Source organism: Sphingomonas trueperi (assembly GCF_040545665.1).
Taxonomy (GTDB): domain Bacteria; phylum Pseudomonadota; class Alphaproteobacteria; order Sphingomonadales; family Sphingomonadaceae; genus Sphingomonas; species Sphingomonas trueperi_B.
Genome location: NZ_JBEPMH010000002.1, coordinates 696,928 through 714,142 on the forward strand (window position 1 = coordinate 696,928; position 17,215 = coordinate 714,142).

At 66.5% G+C, this 17,215-nt stretch carries 14 protein-coding genes; 4 read left to right on the forward strand and 10 right to left on the reverse strand.

The features are described 5' to 3' along the window. Positions 1–252: 252 nt before the first annotated feature. Positions 253–1,191: an L-threonylcarbamoyladenylate synthase gene (locus tag ABIC65_RS10705; RefSeq protein WP_436286726.1), complete on the reverse strand. Its 939-nt coding sequence runs from the start codon at positions 1,189–1,191 to the stop codon at positions 253–255. A gap of 42 nt (positions 1,192–1,233) precedes the next feature. Between ABIC65_RS10705 and ABIC65_RS10710 the strand changes: the two genes are divergently transcribed. After that, entirely contained in the window at positions 1,234–2,928 is a 1,695-nt protein-coding gene (locus tag ABIC65_RS10710; protein WP_354308560.1) for an acyl-CoA dehydrogenase, read from the forward strand. A gap of 55 nt (positions 2,929–2,983) precedes the next feature. Here the strand turns inward: ABIC65_RS10710 and ABIC65_RS10715 are convergent, their stop codons facing one another. Further along, on the reverse strand, positions 2,984–3,790 hold the full coding sequence (locus ABIC65_RS10715) for a hypothetical protein (RefSeq protein ID WP_354308562.1): 807 nt from the start codon (positions 3,788–3,790) through the stop codon (positions 2,984–2,986). 162 nt (positions 3,791–3,952) lie between these two features. On the opposite strand from ABIC65_RS10715, the gene ABIC65_RS10720 reads away from it, so the two are divergent. Continuing rightward, positions 3,953–4,636 carry a hypothetical protein gene (locus tag ABIC65_RS10720; RefSeq protein WP_354308564.1) on the forward strand — a complete coding sequence of 228 codons (684 nt, stop codon included), beginning with the start codon at positions 3,953–3,955 and terminating at the stop codon, positions 4,634–4,636. A gap of 13 nt (positions 4,637–4,649) precedes the next feature. Here the strand turns inward: ABIC65_RS10720 and ABIC65_RS10725 are convergent, their stop codons facing one another. Together ABIC65_RS10725 and ABIC65_RS10730 are read right to left on the reverse strand one after the other, a co-directional pair. Next, positions 4,650–5,873 (reverse strand): threonine synthase, encoded by a 1,224-nt coding sequence (locus tag ABIC65_RS10725; protein WP_354308565.1) that lies wholly within the window; start codon positions 5,871–5,873, stop codon positions 4,650–4,652. A gap of 68 nt (positions 5,874–5,941) precedes the next feature. Beyond that, a complete protein-coding gene (locus ABIC65_RS10730) occupies positions 5,942–8,464 on the reverse strand; it encodes a hypothetical protein (protein ID WP_354308567.1) in 2,523 nt (840 codons plus the stop codon). 627 nt (positions 8,465–9,091) lie between these two features. Here ABIC65_RS10730 and ABIC65_RS10735 point away from each other — a divergent pair. Beyond that, complete coding sequence (locus ABIC65_RS10735; protein ID WP_354308569.1) at positions 9,092–10,756, forward strand: hypothetical protein; 1,665 nt, start codon at positions 9,092–9,094, stop codon at positions 10,754–10,756. Between the two features lie 12 nt (positions 10,757–10,768). On the opposite strand, the gene ABIC65_RS10740 is transcribed toward ABIC65_RS10735, so the two are convergent. The 4 genes from ABIC65_RS10740 to ABIC65_RS10755 are packed head-to-tail and all read right to left on the reverse strand — an operon-like array spanning position 10,769 to position 12,815. Next, a complete protein-coding gene (locus tag ABIC65_RS10740) occupies positions 10,769–10,990 on the reverse strand; it encodes a hypothetical protein (RefSeq protein ID WP_354308571.1) in 222 nt (73 codons plus the stop codon). Continuing rightward, on the reverse strand, positions 10,990–11,829 hold the full coding sequence (lepB, locus tag ABIC65_RS10745) for a signal peptidase I (protein WP_354308572.1): 840 nt from the start codon (positions 11,827–11,829) through the stop codon (positions 10,990–10,992). The genes ABIC65_RS10740 and lepB overlap by 1 nt, the downstream gene beginning before the upstream one ends. Positions 11,830–11,833: 4 nt before the next feature. Beyond that, complete coding sequence (locus tag ABIC65_RS10750) at positions 11,834–12,196, reverse strand: GntR family transcriptional regulator (protein ID WP_093298200.1); 363 nt, start codon at positions 12,194–12,196, stop codon at positions 11,834–11,836. A 37-nt stretch (positions 12,197–12,233) separates the two neighbouring features. Next, positions 12,234–12,815: a nitroreductase family protein gene (locus tag ABIC65_RS10755; RefSeq protein WP_354308573.1), complete on the reverse strand. Its 582-nt coding sequence runs from the start codon at positions 12,813–12,815 to the stop codon at positions 12,234–12,236. 130 nt (positions 12,816–12,945) lie between these two features. Here ABIC65_RS10755 and ABIC65_RS10760 point away from each other — a divergent pair, with 130 nt between their 5' ends. Continuing rightward, on the forward strand, positions 12,946–14,739 hold the full coding sequence (locus tag ABIC65_RS10760; protein ID WP_354308575.1) for a peptide MFS transporter: 1,794 nt from the start codon (positions 12,946–12,948) through the stop codon (positions 14,737–14,739). Between the two features lie 99 nt (positions 14,740–14,838). On the opposite strand, the gene ABIC65_RS10765 is transcribed toward ABIC65_RS10760, so the two are convergent. Both ABIC65_RS10765 and ABIC65_RS10770 read right to left on the reverse strand, forming a co-directional pair. Further along, positions 14,839–14,973, reverse strand: coding sequence for a hypothetical protein (locus ABIC65_RS10765; protein WP_354308577.1), 135 nt, complete (start codon positions 14,971–14,973; stop codon positions 14,839–14,841). Positions 14,974–15,161: 188 nt separating this feature from the next. Further along, positions 15,162–17,192: a M13 family metallopeptidase gene (locus ABIC65_RS10770; RefSeq protein WP_354308578.1), complete on the reverse strand. Its 2,031-nt coding sequence runs from the start codon at positions 17,190–17,192 to the stop codon at positions 15,162–15,164. Positions 17,193–17,215 lie beyond the last annotated feature (23 nt).

Consider the following 17,215-nt stretch of genomic DNA (forward strand, 5'->3'; position numbering starts at 1 on the left):
GCGCGTGTAAAGGCAAGATCGTATACAGATTACCCAAAATGAGAATCTCGATCTGAATCATCCAGTTTGGATCGACTTTGCGGAAGACAAACGATTGGTTGATTTGCCTTGCTGATCAGGTCAGTCCAGTCTCGGTTAACTTCGTCTTCGCCACCGTTGAGCCGTGCTAGCGGATGGGATGATCGTATACCCTGTTGGCCTGCATTCGGATCTTATCGTTGTCTAGTCGGACAAAATAAGCCGCCGCCATCTTCAGGAGCGCGGGTGCGCTGCCCGGCCCAATCGATCGCGAATGGCCAGACCAAGCCCGTGCGGCGGCACCGGGGCAACGGCGATCCGCGGTCGATCGGACGCGTCGGCGCGGTGGAGCGCATCGAACAGCCGCGCGGCCGCCTCGCGCAGGTCGCCCGTGGCGGACAGCGTGTCGTCGCCTCCGATCGCGCCGAATCCGATCAGCCACTCCCCCTCTTGGGCGCGCTCGGCGCCCAGCCGCACCGGCTTGGACGGCGCGTAATGGCTGGCGAGCTGCCCCGGCGCGGTGATCGCCCCCGGCGTCGCGCCGCTGCCATAGCCGGGGAGCTGCTCGGCGGTGATGGGCCCGGGCCGCAGGATGCGCCGCGTGGCCGGCTCGACGATGGTGGATTCGATGCCGTCCGTGGTCGCGCCGTCGTCGATCACCAGCGGGATGCGGCCGGCGAGGCTCGCGGCGACATGGGCGGCGCGGGTTGGGCTGATGCCGCCGCTGGTATTGGCCGAGGGCGCGGCGAGCGGGCGGCCGCTCGCGCGGATCAGCCCCTGCATCGCGCGGTGATCGGGCATGCGTAGCGCAACGGTTGCCAGCCCGGCGGTGACGAGGCTGGCGACCGGCGAGCCCGCCGCCAGCGGCAGCACCATGGTCAGCGGTCCCGGCCAGAAGCGCGCCGCCAGCGCCCGGGCCTCGTCGTCGAACCTCGCGATCGTCTCGGCCATCGCCAAATCGGCAACGTGCACGATCAGCGGGTTGAACGAGGGGCGCCCCTTGGCCGCGTAAATCCCCGCCACCGCGTCCGAATCGGTGGCGTCGGCGGCGAGCCCGTAGACGGTTTCGGTGGGCACCGCGACGCAGGCGCCGCCGCGAATCAGTGCCGCCGCTTCGCCGAGCGCGGCCTCGCCGTAGGGTAAGATGCGCGGATTTGCTGGGGTCACGCGCAAGGCGCTATAGTGCCGGCAACAAGATCACAAGAGAGAGGCCTGATGTTCACCCCCGCCACCGCCGAGCAGCGTTTCGTGCTCGACCATATCGTCCGTCTGTCCGAGATCAGCGCGGAAGCCACGCCCGACCTGCTCGATGCCGTGCTCGACGGTGCCGGCCAGTTCGCCGCGGGCGAATGGGCGCCGCTCGAACGGCTGGGCGATACCGAAGGCGCGCGCTGGACCGAGCAGGGGGTGACGATGCCCGAAGGCTTCGCGGCGGCCTATCGCGCCTATGTGGAAGGCGGCTGGGGCACGATCGGCTCGCCCGCCGAGCATGGCGGCCAGGGCCTGCCGGTGAGCCTGTCGATCGCCGTGCTGGAGACGCTGGGCACCGCGAACATGGGCTTCTGCCTTTGCCCGGTGCTCACCGTCGGCGCGGTCGAGGCGCTGCACCACCACGGCTCGCCCGAGCAGCAGGCAACCTATCTGCCGAAGCTCGCGACCGGCGAATGGACCGGCACGATGAACCTCACCGAGCCGCAGGCCGGCTCGGATGTCGGCGCGGTGAAGACCAAGGCAGAGCCGGCGGGCGACGGCAAATGGAAGATCAAGGGCACCAAGATCTACATCTCGTTCGGCGACCACGACATGGCGGACAATATCGTCCATCTGGTGCTGGCCCGCACCCCCGGCGCGCCGGCGGGCACCAAGGGCCTGTCGCTGTTCCTGGTGCCGAAGTTCCGGCTCAGGGACGACGGCACGCCGGGCGATTTCAACGATATCAAGGTCGTCTCGATCGAGCACAAGATGGGCCTGCATGCCTCGCCCACCTGCGTGCTGAGCTTCGGCGACAACGACGATTGCATCGGCGAGTTGATCGGCCCCGAGCTGGGTGGCATCCGCGCGATGTTCACGATGATGAACAATGCACGCTTGAACGTCGGCCTGCAGGGCGTGCAGGTCGCCGAGCGCGCCACCCAGCGCGCGGTCGCCTATGCCCGCGAGCGGGTGCAGGGGTACCGGGGCGGCGCCCCGACCGCGATCATCGAGCATCCCGATGTCCGCCGCATGCTGCTGCGGATGAAGGCGCAGACCCAGGCGGCCCGTGCGCTGGTCTATTACGCCTTCGGCCAGCTCGATCGCGGCCGCGCCGGGGACGCGGAGGCGGACAAGCGCGTCGAGCTGCTGACCCCGCTCGCCAAGGCGCATGCGACCGATCTCGGCAGCGAAGTGGCGAGCCTCGGCGTACAGGTCCATGGCGGCATGGGCTATATCGAGGAGACCGGCGCCGCCCAGCATTTCCGCGACGCCCGCATCACCCCGATCTACGAAGGCACCAACGGCATCCAGGCCGCCGACCTGGTCGGCCGCAAGCTGAGCATGGACAATGGCGCGACCTTGCTCGGCCTGCTGGCGGACATGCGGGCCGACGCCGAGGATGCCGGGCTGCGCGCGCTGATCGACGCCTGCGAGGACGTCGGCCGCAACCTGCTGGGCAGCGACGCCGACGACCGGCTGGCGGCGAGCTATCCGTTCCTGACGATGCTGTCGGTCGCGGTCTGCGGCTGGCTGATGGAGAAGAGCGGGCGGCTGGCGGCGCAGAGTGACGGCGAGCCCGGCTTCCTGAAGATGAAGCAGGCGGCGGCGCGCTTCTATGTCGAGCAGATCGTGCCCGAAGCGCTCGGCCTGCGCGCTGCAGCGATGGCAAAGGCGGCGGTGCTGTACGCGGTGGAGGCGGAAGCGTTCGCGGCCTAATTGGCGTGGGGGAGCCGGCCCCGCCACGGTGGCGACCGGCCCCTCGCGCAAAATGTCAGAATTTCCGCTGCTGGTGCCCGATCGTATCGCACGATCCTCGGAAGCCGTAGTCGGACAGACCCTGTACCGTGATCCGTCCAGACCGGCGGTCGATCGTCACCTTGGGCTTGTTCAAGCCGTTCAGCCGATAGGTCGCACGGATGGCATCCGGGCTCACGAAAAGATCGTAGAGATCCCACCAGCCATCCTGGCCGCCCGAATGGATCGGCGGGACGAGCGAGCGCGGCAAGCGGATGCGGCCGCCCCCGTTCCACGTCTGGATCATCAGCGACGCATCGAAGACTTCGGTCTTGGAGGTCGTGTAGGTGCCATATTCGTAGCGCTTGCGGTCCCGGTTCCACGTCCAGGTCGTACCGCTGGCGATCCCGTCCTTCGATCCGTCGCCGAAGCAGACCAGGCCGAGCTCGACGTTGCGGCCGTCCACGATCGGGCCGTCCTCATAGCCGGGCCGATCCTGCCCCCCGCCATAGGATGGCCGTCCGTAGCCTGGATCGACGGGATAGCCCGAGCCAGGGCGGACCGGCGGGCGCTGCGCGTACTCCGGGTTCGGCCGCAGATTGCCCGGCTTGCGGCAATCCGGCGGCAACGTCGGCTGGATCGATGAATATCGGCCGTCCATGGTTGCGATCGTCACGCACTGGCGCCGATCGTCATTCCACCAATAGCTATAGGCGCGGTCGTCGCCTTTCTCGCCCCGGATGTTGACATAGCCGCGTCGCTGCAGCTCCATCTCCGCCTGCCCCGCGCGCGCACCGACCATGTCCTCCAGCCCGGTTGTCTGCGCCTGGGCATGCACCGACACGAGCGATGTGAAAACGATGGCAGCCGAAAGCCCCGTTGCCCGAACACCCACCATGACAGCCTCCCTGTTAGGCCGATTTTCATCGGTTCTTAAAGTCTTACCCGGCCCGAAAGTGACTGTCCACGACCACCCGCGCCATTGCGCGACTGGCACCGATCGCCCATGCTTGCACCCATGGACTTCATGAAGTGGCTCAACTCGCTCGATGAACTTCTCTACGAAGTGATGAGCTGGCTGCTCTTCTTCCCGCTGACCCTGCTCCGTTCGGTGTTCCGCCCGATCGGCATCATGGCCGAGATCGATGCGGAAGCAGCACTCCCCGACGACCAGCGGTACAAGGCGGTACTGAGTCCGCCGCTGTTCCTTGCACTCGCGCTGCTGCTCGCCCACGCCGTCGCTACGGCACTGGGACAGGTCGACACGATCATCCTCAGCCATCACGGGCTCGCCGGTCTCGTCAACGACAATGCGAGTGCGCTGATCCTTCGCGTGATCGTGTTCGCGGCCTTCCCTCTGTTCCTCGCTGCGCGGCTGGTGCGACGCAGCGGCAAGAAGCTCGATCGGGATTCGTTGCAGCAGCCCTTCTACGAGCAATGCTATCCCGCCGCGGTGTTCGCACTCGGGCTGGGCGTCGGCACCAGCCTTTCGCTCGACCATCACAGCATCGCGAACACCGTTGGCCGCTGCTTCGTCCTAGCAAGCATCGCTTATTACTGGCTTGTGGAGACACGCTGGTTCGCGCGGGTTCTCGGCATCGGCCATTTGCGGGCGGCAGGCAATGTCTTCCTTGGCCTGCTCGAAGGCACGACCTTCCTTATCGTCGTGGCGATCCTATTCTCCGGATGATGGCCAGCTGCGCTCAGAGGCTGTCCAGGTCGATCTCCGCATCCTTTTCCAGCCACGTCCCCGCCTCGGGCATCGGATACTTCAACCCCGTGGCGCAGTTGAACAGCACCGTGCGCTCCTCCGGATCGACCAGCCCGTCCCGCATCGCCTGCCGATAGGCCGCCAGCGTCGCGCCGCCCTCGGGGCAGAGCAGCAGCCCGTCCTTGCGCGCGCAGTCGTCCACCGCCTGGAGGATCGCGGGATCGCCCACCGCCAGCGCCCGCCCGCCGGACTCGCGCACCGCGCGCAGGATCAGGAAGTCGCCCACCGCGCGCGGCACGCGGATGCCCGCCGCGACCGTTGCGGCATTTTCCCAGCGCTCGGCATGCTCCTCGCCCGCCTCGAAGGCGCGGACGATCGGCGCGCAGCCCGATGCCTGCACCGCATACATCCGCGGCCGCTTCGATCCGATCCAGCCGAGCCGCTCCAGCTCGTCGAACGCTTTCCACATGCCGATCAGCCCGGTGCCGCCGCCGGTGGGATAGAAGATCGCGTCGGGCAGCTCCCAGCCGCACTGGGCGGCGAGTTCCAGCCCCATCGTCTTCTTGCCCTCGATCCGGTACGGCTCCTTGAGCGTCGAGAAATCGAACCAGCGCCCCTCGGCGGCGCCGCGCCCGACGATCGCGCCGCACTCGTCGATCTGGCCGTTGACCCGGTAGACGCGGGCGCCCTGCGCGGCGATCTCGCGGACATTCACTTCCGGCGTCTCTTCCGGGCAAAGGATCACCGTCTCGATGCCGCAGCGCGCGGCATAGGCGGCGAGTGCCGCGCCGGCATTGCCGTTGGTCGGCATGGCGATGCGGGTGACGCCCAGCTCGCGCGCCATGCTCACCGCCATCACCAGCCCGCGCGCCTTGAACGAGCCCGTCGGAAGCCGGCCTTCGTCCTTGACGATCGCCCCCGGGCCGCCGGATTTCGGAATGTCGATCAGCGGCGTTTCGATCTCGCCCAGCGATACGATGTTCTCCGCCCGCCGCACCGGCAGCAGCTCGCGCCACCGCCACAGGTCGGTCGGCCGCGCCGCCAGCACCTCGCGGGTGAGTGCCGCGCCCACCCCCGCCAGATCATAGCGCACCAGCAGCGGCCGACCGACGCGCGAGAGCCCATGCAGCTGGTCTGCCGCATAGGTCTCGCCCGTCATCGAGCATTCGAGATGGGTGACGAAGCTCGGCCGCTCGGCCCGGATATTGTCCTGCATGGGCGGCAGCTTAGGAAGCGCCGCCGCCCCTGTCGATGCCGCGCGGCATTCCGCCTGCCGGCTTTGCGCTAGAGCAACGCGCCGATGCGTTCGCCGGGCAGCCGGCGGCGCCAGTAAATCCGGCTCGGCAGCGTCTTCGTCATCGCCGGCATGGGCACATAACCCAGCGCATAGGGCGCGGCACGATCGGGAAAGCCGAGCACATAGCCCGATCCGCGACCATTGACGATGTTCGCGGCCGGCATCGGCGCACTGCTGTTGTTGGCACGCTCGGTCCAGCAATTGTCGAGCAGGAAGCCGGTGGCATCGGGCCAGACGCTGGTCTGCGTCACCGAATGGAACAGCGAGTCGATGAGCCGCAGGTCCCACATCCCGCACCCGCCGGTGCCGCTCACGCGGATCCACAGGGTCTGTTCGTTGATCGTCCAGCCGGGAATGGTGCTGTCGATGATCGCCGCATCCACCAGGCCCGAGGTCAGCTGGGCGAGATGATAGGATTCGCCCGACTTGTTGTAGATGCAATTGACCACATAGAGCCCGACGATCGCCTTGAGGCATTGGACCGCGCCGCCGATCCGCGTCGTTGGAAAGGGCTGGTGGACCGTCACCTGCCCGGTTGCGGCATTGATTGCGGTCACGCAGCGCAGCACCGGCCCAGGCGTGCCGTCGCCCGGCGTATAGCCGATCCAGTCGTAGATCTTGAGCCAGGGCGGGATCACGCCGCCGTCGAACTGGACGAGAGTGGAACCGCCGGTGACGGTGATGGCTGCCCCGGCAATGTCGACCAGTTGGCCATTGCCCCGACCGCCCGTCTCGCCCACCGTGCCGCCTTGCGGCAGCAGCGGCTGCCAGGTGTGCCCTTCGAATACGCAATCGACGAAGGTGTAGTTCTCCCGCGTCTTGTTTACCGTCGGCCTGGCGTTCTGGACGAACTGGCCGGCATCGCCATGCGCAACCGTGTAGGCGAACACCTTGTCGCCTGGCGCCAGCGGAATCTGCCCCGCGATGCGCACCCGTTTGGCAGCCGAATCCCAGCCCCAGCCGGGCGGGAAATTGTCGATATTATTCGGTTTGAGGCAGTGCCCCAGATACGGGAAGTCGCGCGTGCCGTCGCAATTGACAAGGAACGGCCTCTGGGTGGTGACGGCCGCGGCGTCGGCCGCCTGCAGCACGCGGAGGAAGGTGTTGCCGTCCTCCACCGTCGTCTCGCTCGCCGTCGCCCATACGGGTCCGTCGACGAAGGTGAGTTCTGTATAGCCGCCATAGCCGGCAAAGGACTGTACCGAGGCGACGACCAGATAATCGCCCGAGTGCAGCGATGCCTCCAGGTTGCCGAACTGCCGCGCACGATTGCCCTGATGCGCCCAGTCACCCGAATCGCCGACCGTGACGACGTCGTACGATATGGTGAGCGTACAGTTCAGCCGCTGCTGGATGGTGCCGCACTCGCCGAGCACGGCGTCGCAGTTGGACATCATCCAGCGTGGATAGTTGAGCGCACTGTCCGGCGAGTCGCGAAAACGGAGCAAACCGCCCGGGCTGAAACCCTGGGGAAATCGGCCGCTGAGGGTATCGTCGCCTTTCGGATAGCCCAGCACGCGAGGACGGTTTCGCCCCCAATCGTCGGTGAGCGCGCAATCGTCGAACCAAGCGCCGAGCCCGCGCTTCTGCAGCATCTCCTTAAGATCCAGCGTCAGCGACTGGATTTTCGGCGCCCGACCCGTGCCTCCCGTGATCGTCCAGTCATAATTGTAGGAAATGGGATCGACCGTCAGCACGGTCGCACTACGGCCTTGGCCGCGCACGACCCATTGATAGGCAAACCCGCGCCCGATGCCGGGGGTAGGCTGCCCCACATCGTTGCCGTTCATTTTGGCCCAGAGGTGCTGGTCGCGCGCTCCGGGGCCGATATCGAATACCCAAATCGCGTTCTTCGTGTTGAGCGGGCCGGAAAGCGGCGCGGAATCGACCGCCGCCTTCAAGCTGCGCTTGGCGGTCGCGGGCGTTAGGCCGTCATTGCCGTCGCTGCCCTCCAGCCGGATGTAGCGGACGACCGTCGGCACGAAGCCGGCGCCGCTCGCCTCGGTATTCAGAAGCAGCGGTATCGCGATCGTCTCCGCCATGCCGCCATAGGCCGGGGTCAGCACCGCCGATACCGTAGCCCAGCCATTCTGGCCTGCGCGCGCAGCGATGCGCACCAGATGGCCATAGCTGCCGTCGACCGGATTGCGTCCGAACGGCGCCATCACCGTGTTGCCTTCGCACGAGACGGGGATGGTGGCCGGGGTCCCGATCGCCTGGATGGTGAGGATCGTGATCTGGCCGATGGTCGCGCCGGGATAGATGTTCAGCCAGTAGCCGCGGGTGCGGCGGCAGGCCGGAACCGGATAGGTCTGCGCGTCATAGACCATGTCCGATCGTACTGGCGCGGCGCCGGCCACGCCCTGCCCGTTCACGATCACCCAGCCTGTCCCGGGGGTGAGCAGGGGAATATCGGCGTCGGCGAGAATAGCCGCGCCGCCGCCGCCGGGAGCCGACGGGTAGGAACCGGCTGCTATGGCTTCCGGCTTTGCATTTCTGATGTTGCGCATCGAACCTCTCCTGATCGTTGGGCCCAAGATGCGATGGCATCGATATCCAGCATGGATATGTGCATGCCTTCGCATATAAAGGCGTCAGGAGTCATTCCGTCCGGAAGAACAACAGCGATCGCGCCGGCCCGCGCCACCGAATAAATCCGATGGCGACGCCGATCCCATACGTCTTAACATAGTGACGATGCGCGATATTCAGGTGGAAACCACCGTGTATTTCAATTAATCGAGACTCGCATCATAAATTATGTCGAAAGAACATACATGGAACAATAGATAAGAGTCAATAGATTTTGTTGATTTATGCAGATATTGCTCAAGATGCAGACCTAAGCGACTGCCATATTTAGTATTTAAAGTCATCTTTATATGTAATACTAGCTTGTTTCCTGAAGTTTCTCCAATCCCACTGCCCCCCCGACTTCCGCAAGATCAAAGAGCTCCGCCGACCGTCCATGCAACTGGAGCAGGCCATTTGGCAGGCGCGGAGGTATCGCTACGCCGGCGCCGGCAGGGCATTTTGCACGTGCACACCGCCAGCCGCGGCAGCCGCCTATAGTAAGCTATAGTAAACGGGGACCATGCCCGCGCTCGCAACCGGCCGGGAATGAAGGAGTAACAGCGTTGACCATCGAATGCGCAGCGGCGATCGTCCGCCATCTCGGACCTTGCCGGATCGCGGTGGAGGCACGAACGGCGCCTAAGCTAGCCGGCGAACTGGCGCTGCTCGGCTGCGATGCCAAGCCTGGATCCGCCGACGTCGTGGTGGCGGAATCGAACGCGCTGTCCGCCGCCATGCTGGCCCGATATCCGGCGGCACGCGCACTGGCGATTCTGCCCCGGCAGGTGCGGGCAACGGTTCTTGACGAGGCGCTGTTCGAGGCAGGTTGGCGTCGGCTGCCCGGTGCGATCAGCGTGCCGGTGCTCGAGCAACTGAGCCGCGACGAAGCGCCGGAGCCCAGCTTCTACGAACGCGCGCCGAACGGCTATCAGGGCCTGCTGAACGCGAGCGGGCCCGACGCCCTCGCCGCGCTCGGCCGCTGGAACCTGGCCGCTGAGCGCGTGCGCCCCGGTGACCGCGTGCTGCTGTGCGGGCCGGGCGCGGCCGATGGACAGGCACTGCTGGAAGCGCGTGCGCGGGCCGGCAGCGTAGAGGTCGACGTGCAGGGCAGATCGCACGCACCGCGCAGCTTCGACCTTGTCGTCGCGATGGATGTGCCCGGCGACTGGGCAGACAATCTCGGCCGCTATGCACAGTTGCTCCGGCTCGATGGTCGGCTGGTCGCCGGCTGGTCGGAAGACAACCCGTACCGACCCGCTGATTGGGCAAGCCTGCACCAGCGGCTCAGCAACCACTATCTGGTCGAAAGCCAGTTTCTGCAGGCCCCGGGAATCATTGTGCCGCAAAGCATTCCCCAGGGCGAGGTAACGGGCCTCAGCTGGCGGATCGCGGTCGCGGCGAACGGACCGCTGGGCGGCGAGGACTCACGCGCGAGCTTCGTGCACCCCGCCTTCGGCGCGTCGCAGGCACCGCTAGCCGCCTTTGCCGAGGGCTATGACAATCCCTGGCTCTACCGCACCATGGTGCAGATGGGCGAGCGGCTTGCCGATGAGGACCTGCTGGTCAACCTCGCCGAACATGTCGCCACGAATGCGCGTCCGGGCTCGGCCGATCAAGGTGCGGCGCTCGCGGTACTCGGCTACCGGGTACTGGAGGCACGCGCAGCCGACGTCGTGCCGGTGCTGCTGGGCGCGTTCCACGACTATTGGCAGCAGGGCGGCGCCCCCCCCCACATCGTGCGCTGGCGCGTGTCGCTCGCCTTCCTCGCCGGGCGCCTCGCAGAGCTGGTCGGCGAACGCGCAATCGCCAAGCATTGGTATGCCCGCGCGGCCGGCGACGACTGGCAGCATTTCTCCACCATCCTCGCGACCAAGGCGATCGGCGCGGCCTTCTTCGCGGCCCGCATCGCGCTCGCCGAACAGGAAGCGGACCTCGCCTGGAGCTGGTTCGAACGCGGCGTCGAGATCGCCCTGCAGGCGGCGGCGCGCGATCATCGCCAGGAGCTTGGCGAAGGCGACGGGCTGCTGCCCTTCTACCTGCCCGAGCTGGCCGAGGTGATCGACATGGGCTCGCAATGCGCCAATGCGCTCGCCAACCGCCACCTCTGGGCGCGCGATCCGGGCCTGTTCTGGCGCCAGGTCGACGTCAAGCGGTTCGGTATCGCCTCCTGGACGCTCGACGTGACGAAGGAGAATGAGCGACTGCGCAAGCAACTTGGGCTGGCCTGACGCGAGGCCGGCTCAGGCGCCGTCCTGGCCGGCTTCCGCACGCTGATCGCGGCGCTTTTCGATCGTCTCCATGGCCTCTGCCTTGGCGGGATCGAACAGGTGCCCGAACGCCATGCCCAGCATCAGCGCGGCGCCACCCATTCGGCCTTTGGCCTGGCGACGACCGAGCCGCACCAGCAGCGGGATTGCCGCGATCAGCACGAGAATGACGCCGAGGGTGACGAGCAGGTGCATCAGTCGCGCTTGGGACGGAGGCTGGTGAAGCTGCGGTCCCAACGGATGGCGCTGAGATAGGCGAGCGGGTTCAGCCAGGATCCCTCGCCGTCGAAGCTGTGCGTCACCAGTTCGGCGCGGCCGGCGATCGTCTCCAGCGGCACCGGACCGCCCAGCCCCAGCTCGTCCGAGCCGAAGCGGCTGTCGGCGGACTGGTCGCGATTGTCGCCCATCAGGAAGACATGGCCCGCGGGGACGGTGATCGGCCCATAATTGTCGCCTGGGCTGAGGTAGCCGTTGGGCAGCACGGTATCGCCCAGGTCGAGCACGTCGTAGCTGGCGCCGTTCGGCAGCGTCTCGCGATAGAGCGGCGGTTCGCAATATAGCTTGCCGTCCGCCTCCTGCGTGCGGAACGCGGCAATCGGGCCCTCGTCGCACGGCACCGCCGCGTCGACCGGAATCCTGGCGCGCCCCTCGGCGACGCGCGGCACGGGCTTGCCGTTGAGGATTACCACGCCGTGGCGCACCGCCACCGTGTCGCCGGGCAACCCGATCACCCGCTTGATCAGATCCTCGCCGTCGCCGCGCCGGACCACGATGACGATGTCGCCGCGCGCCGGGATGCCGCCGAACAGGCGCACGGGCGAAATGTCCTTGCCATGGACCATCAGCGAGGCCTGCGAGAAGCCATAGGGGAATTTGGTGGCGACCAGCCGGTCGCCGGTGCGCAGCGCGGGCATCATCGACCCGGAGGGGATGTAATAGGGCCGCGCCACCGCGCTCTGGAACAGGAAGAAGATACCGAACATCGCCGCCCAGCCGGCCAGCGTGCGCTTCCAGCCCGGCTTGCGCTCGGCCATGGCCTCAGGCGATCTCGTGACTGCCATCGAGCAGTTCGCGCGCATCGAGGCCGAGCAAGGCGATATGATCCTTCACCCGCGGCCAGAAGCCGGTGAGGAAGCGTTCGCGCTCCGCCGTCCGCAACCGCTCGACCGCGCCCGGCACGACGAACATGCCGACGCCGCGACGGACCTCGACATAGCCGTCGTCCTGGAAGCTCTGATAGGCCTTGGCCACCGTGAGCGGGTTCGCGCCATGCTCGGCTGCAAGCGCGCGGACCGAGGGAAGCTGGTCCCCGGCGCGGTACTGGCCGCGCAGGATCGCCGCGGCGATGATCGCGCGCAGCTTGAGGTAGACCGGGCTGTCTTCGTGCTCCAGGGCTGTCATGCTGCCATAATACAGCACGTGGCTTCCGAGTCCATACTCAGGGATTCCACCGATGGACGATCTCGCTCAGTTCGCCGCGCGGGCGCTCCTCCAGCGGACGCGACGGCGTGCCGAGGAAGACGAAGCCGGCGATGCGCTGGCCTTCGCTGCCGAACAGGTCGCGCACCGCGTCCGAATAGGCCGGCCAGCCGGTCAGCCAGCCGCCGGCGAAGCCCATCGCGTGCGCGGCATGGAGCAGGTTCATGCAGGCGGCCCCTGCCGACAGCTCCTGCTCCCACAGCGGCACCTTGTGCGGCTGGACGGGCGCGGAAAGCACCACTACCAGCGCCGGGGCCTGGGTGGCGAACTGCGCGGCAGCCTCTTCGTCCCGCGCGGTCGCATCGGGCTTTTCGGCGCGGAGGATCTCGACCAGCTTCAGCGCGAGCGCGGGCCGCGCTTCGTCCGGCACGATCACGAAGCGCCAGGGCGCCAGCTTGCCATGATCGGGCGTGCGCGCGGCGATCGCCACCATCTGGTCGAGCTGCTCGGAGCTCGGCCCCGGCGCCACCAGGTCGCGCGGCTTGCCCGATCGGCGGGTCTGGAGAAGGCTGAGCGGCGTGGTGCGATCGTTGAAGGTCATGCGCGCCATCTAGGGTGCTGTCCCGCCCCCGCCAAGCCGGGCGACTTTACAGCGGCGATGCAGGCTCTAGTCTGCGCGCCCATGCACCGGGCCCATGCGCCCGGATCCCAACTTTAGGACGCAAACCTGCATGGTCGACACACCCACTGCCGATTCCCCGGCAGAACCGGATATCTCCCACGTAAACCCCGCCGACGAAAAAACCTGGTTCGGTCATCCCCGCCAGCTGGCGCGCCTCTTCTCCACGGAGATGTGGGAGCGCTTCGGCTTCTACGGCATGCGGGCGCTGCTCACGCTGTACCTCACCCAGCATTTCCTGTTCGGCGATCGCGAGGCGACCGGCCTGTACGGCGGCTATACCGCGCTGGTCTATCTCACCCCGCTGGTCGGCGGCTATCTGGCCGACCAGTTCCTCGGATCCAAGCGCGCGGTGAAGTTCGGCGCGATTCTGATGTCGATCGGCTATTTCGTGCTGTGCTTCGGCGGGCAGACCGCCACGCCCTATGCCAAGATCGACGGCCAGCGCTATGAAGTGGCGATCGAGAAGAGCGCGGCCGGCGAGCAGCGCTATGTGATCGATGCCGGCCACAAGCAGCTGATCAAGGGCAATGACGACGGCTCGATCACCCTCAGCGAGAACGGCCAGACGGTCCGCACCATCGCCAAGGGCGGCTTCGTATCCGAGGCGGATCGCAGCCCCTTCTACGTGATGGTGATGCTAATCGCGCTGTCGATGGTCTCGGTCGGCAACGGCTTCTTCAAGCCGAACATCTCGACGATGGTGGGCGAGCTCTACCCCAAGGGCGACACCCGGCGCGACGCGGGCTTCACCATCTTCTACATGGGCATCAACATCGGCTCGATGCTGTCGCAGGCGCTTTGCCCATGGCTGGCCGTTGCGGTCGGCTGGTGGGCGGGCTTCGGCCTGGCGGCGATCGGGATGCTCTGTTCCTGGGCGCTGATCCAGCTGGACGGGGGCAAGCTCAACGGCATCGGCGAGCCGCCGGCCAAGGCCGCGACCGGCCGCCAGCAGATCCTGATCTATATCGGCGCGCTCTGCGTGATCCCGCTCTTCTACCTGCTCTACATCAACCTCATGGCAGCAGAGCCTGCGCCGGCCGGTTCGGGTCTGCTGGGCTATGTCGCGTCGCTGTCGCTGATGGGCAAGCTGCTGTTCGGCACCTTCCTGATCGGCGTGCCGGCGATCCTCGTCTGGTCCTTCTTCGCGGGCGATCGCCGCGAATTCCAGATGATGATGGCCGCGATGGTGCTGATCGTGTTCAACGTCGTGTTCTGGACGCTGTTCGAGCAGGCGGGCTCGTCGCTCACGCTGTTCGCCGATCGCAATACCAACCTGTCGATCTTCGGCTGGTTCAGCATGACCGCCGGACAGACGCAGAGCTTCAACGCGCTGTTCATCGTGCTGCTGGCGCCGCTGATGTCGGTGATGTGGGGGGCGCTGGGCAGGCGCGGGCTGGAGCCGAGCATTCCGGTGAAGTTCGGCATCGCGCTGGTCGCGGTCGGCTGCGGCTTCCTATTCCTGGTCTGGGGCGCCAACTGGGCCGACAGCAGCTTCAAGGTCTCGGTCTGGTGGATCGCCGGGCTCTACTTCATCCACAGCTTCGCCGAGCTGTGCATCTCGCCGGTGGGCCTCAGCATGATCACCAAGCTGTCGATCGCGCGGATCGTCGGCATGATGATGGGCGTGTGGTTCCTGTCGATCTCGGTCGCGCAATATGTGGCGGGCGTGATCGCGCAGTTCGCCAGCGTCGAGACCGTGGGCGGCCAGGTGACCAACCTCAAGGTCAGCCTGGAGACCTATCTCAGCGTGTTCACGCTGATCTCGGAATGGGCGATCGGGCTCGGCGTGCTCCTGCTGCTGCTCAGCTGGCCGCTCAAGCGCTGGATGCACGGCGTCAAATAAGCGCCGTCACCGAAAGAGGGACGGGGCGCCGCGGAAATGGGGGGACTGCGGCGCCCCTGTCGTTCGCCCGAGGGGGGAGTGGGCGAACGAGTCTCGGAATCAGGCCGCGAGCGGCAGGACCGCCAGCGCTTCCTGCTCATTGGCTGCCGCGAGCGCACGAACGTTCGCGGTGCTCGCCTGGCCGGTAGCGGCCATACGGCGATGGGCGAAATAGAGCGCGATCAGTGAAAACATGGCAACCTCGATACAGCTTTGCTGCAATGCAGCGCGGGCGCCGCATCTGGTTAGCTTGGCCTGAGTCCGCAACTGCAAAGCCGCTCCGCCGCAGTTGCAGTTGCTGCAAGTGCGAACGTTTTCCCTCCCAGAATGCAAAAAGGCCCGGCATCGCTGCCGGGCCTTTTCCGTATAAATACGAGTGGCGCTTACCAGATATGCACGCGCTGGTCCGGCGGCAGGTACAGCTTGTCGCCCGGCTTGACGTCGAACGCCTTGTACCAGGCATCGACGTTGCGGACGATGCCGTTGACGCGCGCGGTCGCCGGCGAATGCGGATCGGTGAGCAGCTGCTGGCGCAGCGCATCCTCGCGCACCTTCGCCCGCCAGGCCTGGGCATAGGCCAGGAAGAAGCGCTGGTCGCCGGTCAGTCCGCCCACCGTCTTCGCCGCGCCGTGCTTGGCCTGGTACTTCTGGTACGCGCCGTACGCCGCCTCGACCCCGCCGAGATCGCCGATATTCTCGCCCAGCGTCAGCCGGCCGTTGATCTTGGTGCCGGGCACCGGCTCATAGGTGTCGTACTGGCCCGCCAGCGCCTTGGTCCGCGCGGCGAAGTCTTCCTTGGCCTTGGGCGTCCACCAATTCTCGAACTTGCCGGTGGGGCCGAACATGCTGCCCTGGTCGTCGAAGCCATGGCCCATCTCATGGCCGATCACCGCGCCGATCGCGCCGTAATTGACCGCCGGATCGGCATTGGGATCGAAGAAGGGCGGCTGCAGGATCGCGGCCGGGAAGGTGATCTGGTTGAGCGACGGATCGTAATAGGCGTTCACGGTCTGCGGCGTCATCGCCCACAGGCTGCGATCGACCGGTTTGGGGAAACGCGACAGTTCCAGCCGATGCTCGAACTCGCCCGAGCGCATGACGTTGCCGAGCAGGTCGCCCCGCTCCACCGCGAGCGACGAATAGTCGATATATTTCTCCGGATGGCCGATGCGCGGCTCGAACGCGGCCAGCTTGGCGAGCGCCCCCTTGCGGGTCTCCGCATCCATCCAGGTCGAAGCCTCGATCCGCTCGCGATAGGAATCGCGGAGATTCTCGATCAGCTCGGCCATCTGCTTTTCGGATTCGGGCGGGTAGTATTTGGCGACATACGCCTTGCCCACCGCCTCGCCGAGCGCACCGTTGACCATCTGCACGCCGCGCTTCCAGCGCTCGCGCTGGACCTGCACGCCGGAGAGCGTCTTCGAGTAGAAGTCGAACCGCGCCTGGTCGAACGCCTTGGGCAGATAGGTCGCGTGATCGCTGACGAAGCGATAGGCGAGATAATCCTTCCACGTCTGCAAGGGCGTCGCGGCGAAGATCTTGCCCAGCGCGATCAGCGCGGTGTTCTGGGTCATCAGGATCTGCGGCGAGCTGTCGACGCCATAGGTCTTGAGCATCAGCGCCCAGTCGAACTCGGGCGCCTTGGCCGTCAGCCCCGCGATCGACTGCGGATCGTTGAGCTTGACGAGATCGCGGCTCTGCTCGGGCGACCATTGCACCTTGGCCATCGCGATCTCGAGCGCAACGATGGCGTCGGCCTTGGCGCTCGCATCGGGGATGCCGGCCAGTTCCTGGATCTGCTGCACATAGGCGCGATAGGCCTTGCGCGCCGCATCGAACTTCGGCCCCTGGTTCAGATAATAGTCGCGCGGCATGCCGAGCCTGCCCTGGCCGACGGCCGCGGTATATTTGGTCGGATCGGCGAAGCCCGGGGTCACGCCGACCTCGACCGGCGAGGCATAGCCGGTGGTGGCGAACAGCGCCTGCAGCGCGGTCTTGTCCTGCACGCCGGCGATGCGATCGAGATAGGGCTTGAGCGGCGCGGCGCCGCGCGCTTCGATACCCGCTTCGTCCATCCAGCTCGCGTAGAAGTCGCCGACCTGCTTGCCGGTGGCGCCATATGCGCCGGGGTTCTTCGCCATGTCGTCGAGCAGTGCGCGGACATTGGCCTCGGCCGCGATGACCAGGTCCACGGCGACACCGGCCGAACCACGATCGGCGGGAATCTGGGTGCGCGCGTCCCAGCCGCCATTGGCGAAGGTCCAGAAATCGTCGCCCGGCTTCACGCCCGCCTGCTCGGCGGTGAGGTCGACGCCGAAGCTGCCATATTTGGGCTTGCCGCTCTGGGCGAGTGCCGGCGCCGCGACGAGCAGCGCAACGGCACTGGTCAGCAACAAGGAACGACGTAGTTTCATGATGTTAGGCTTCCCCACCTCGG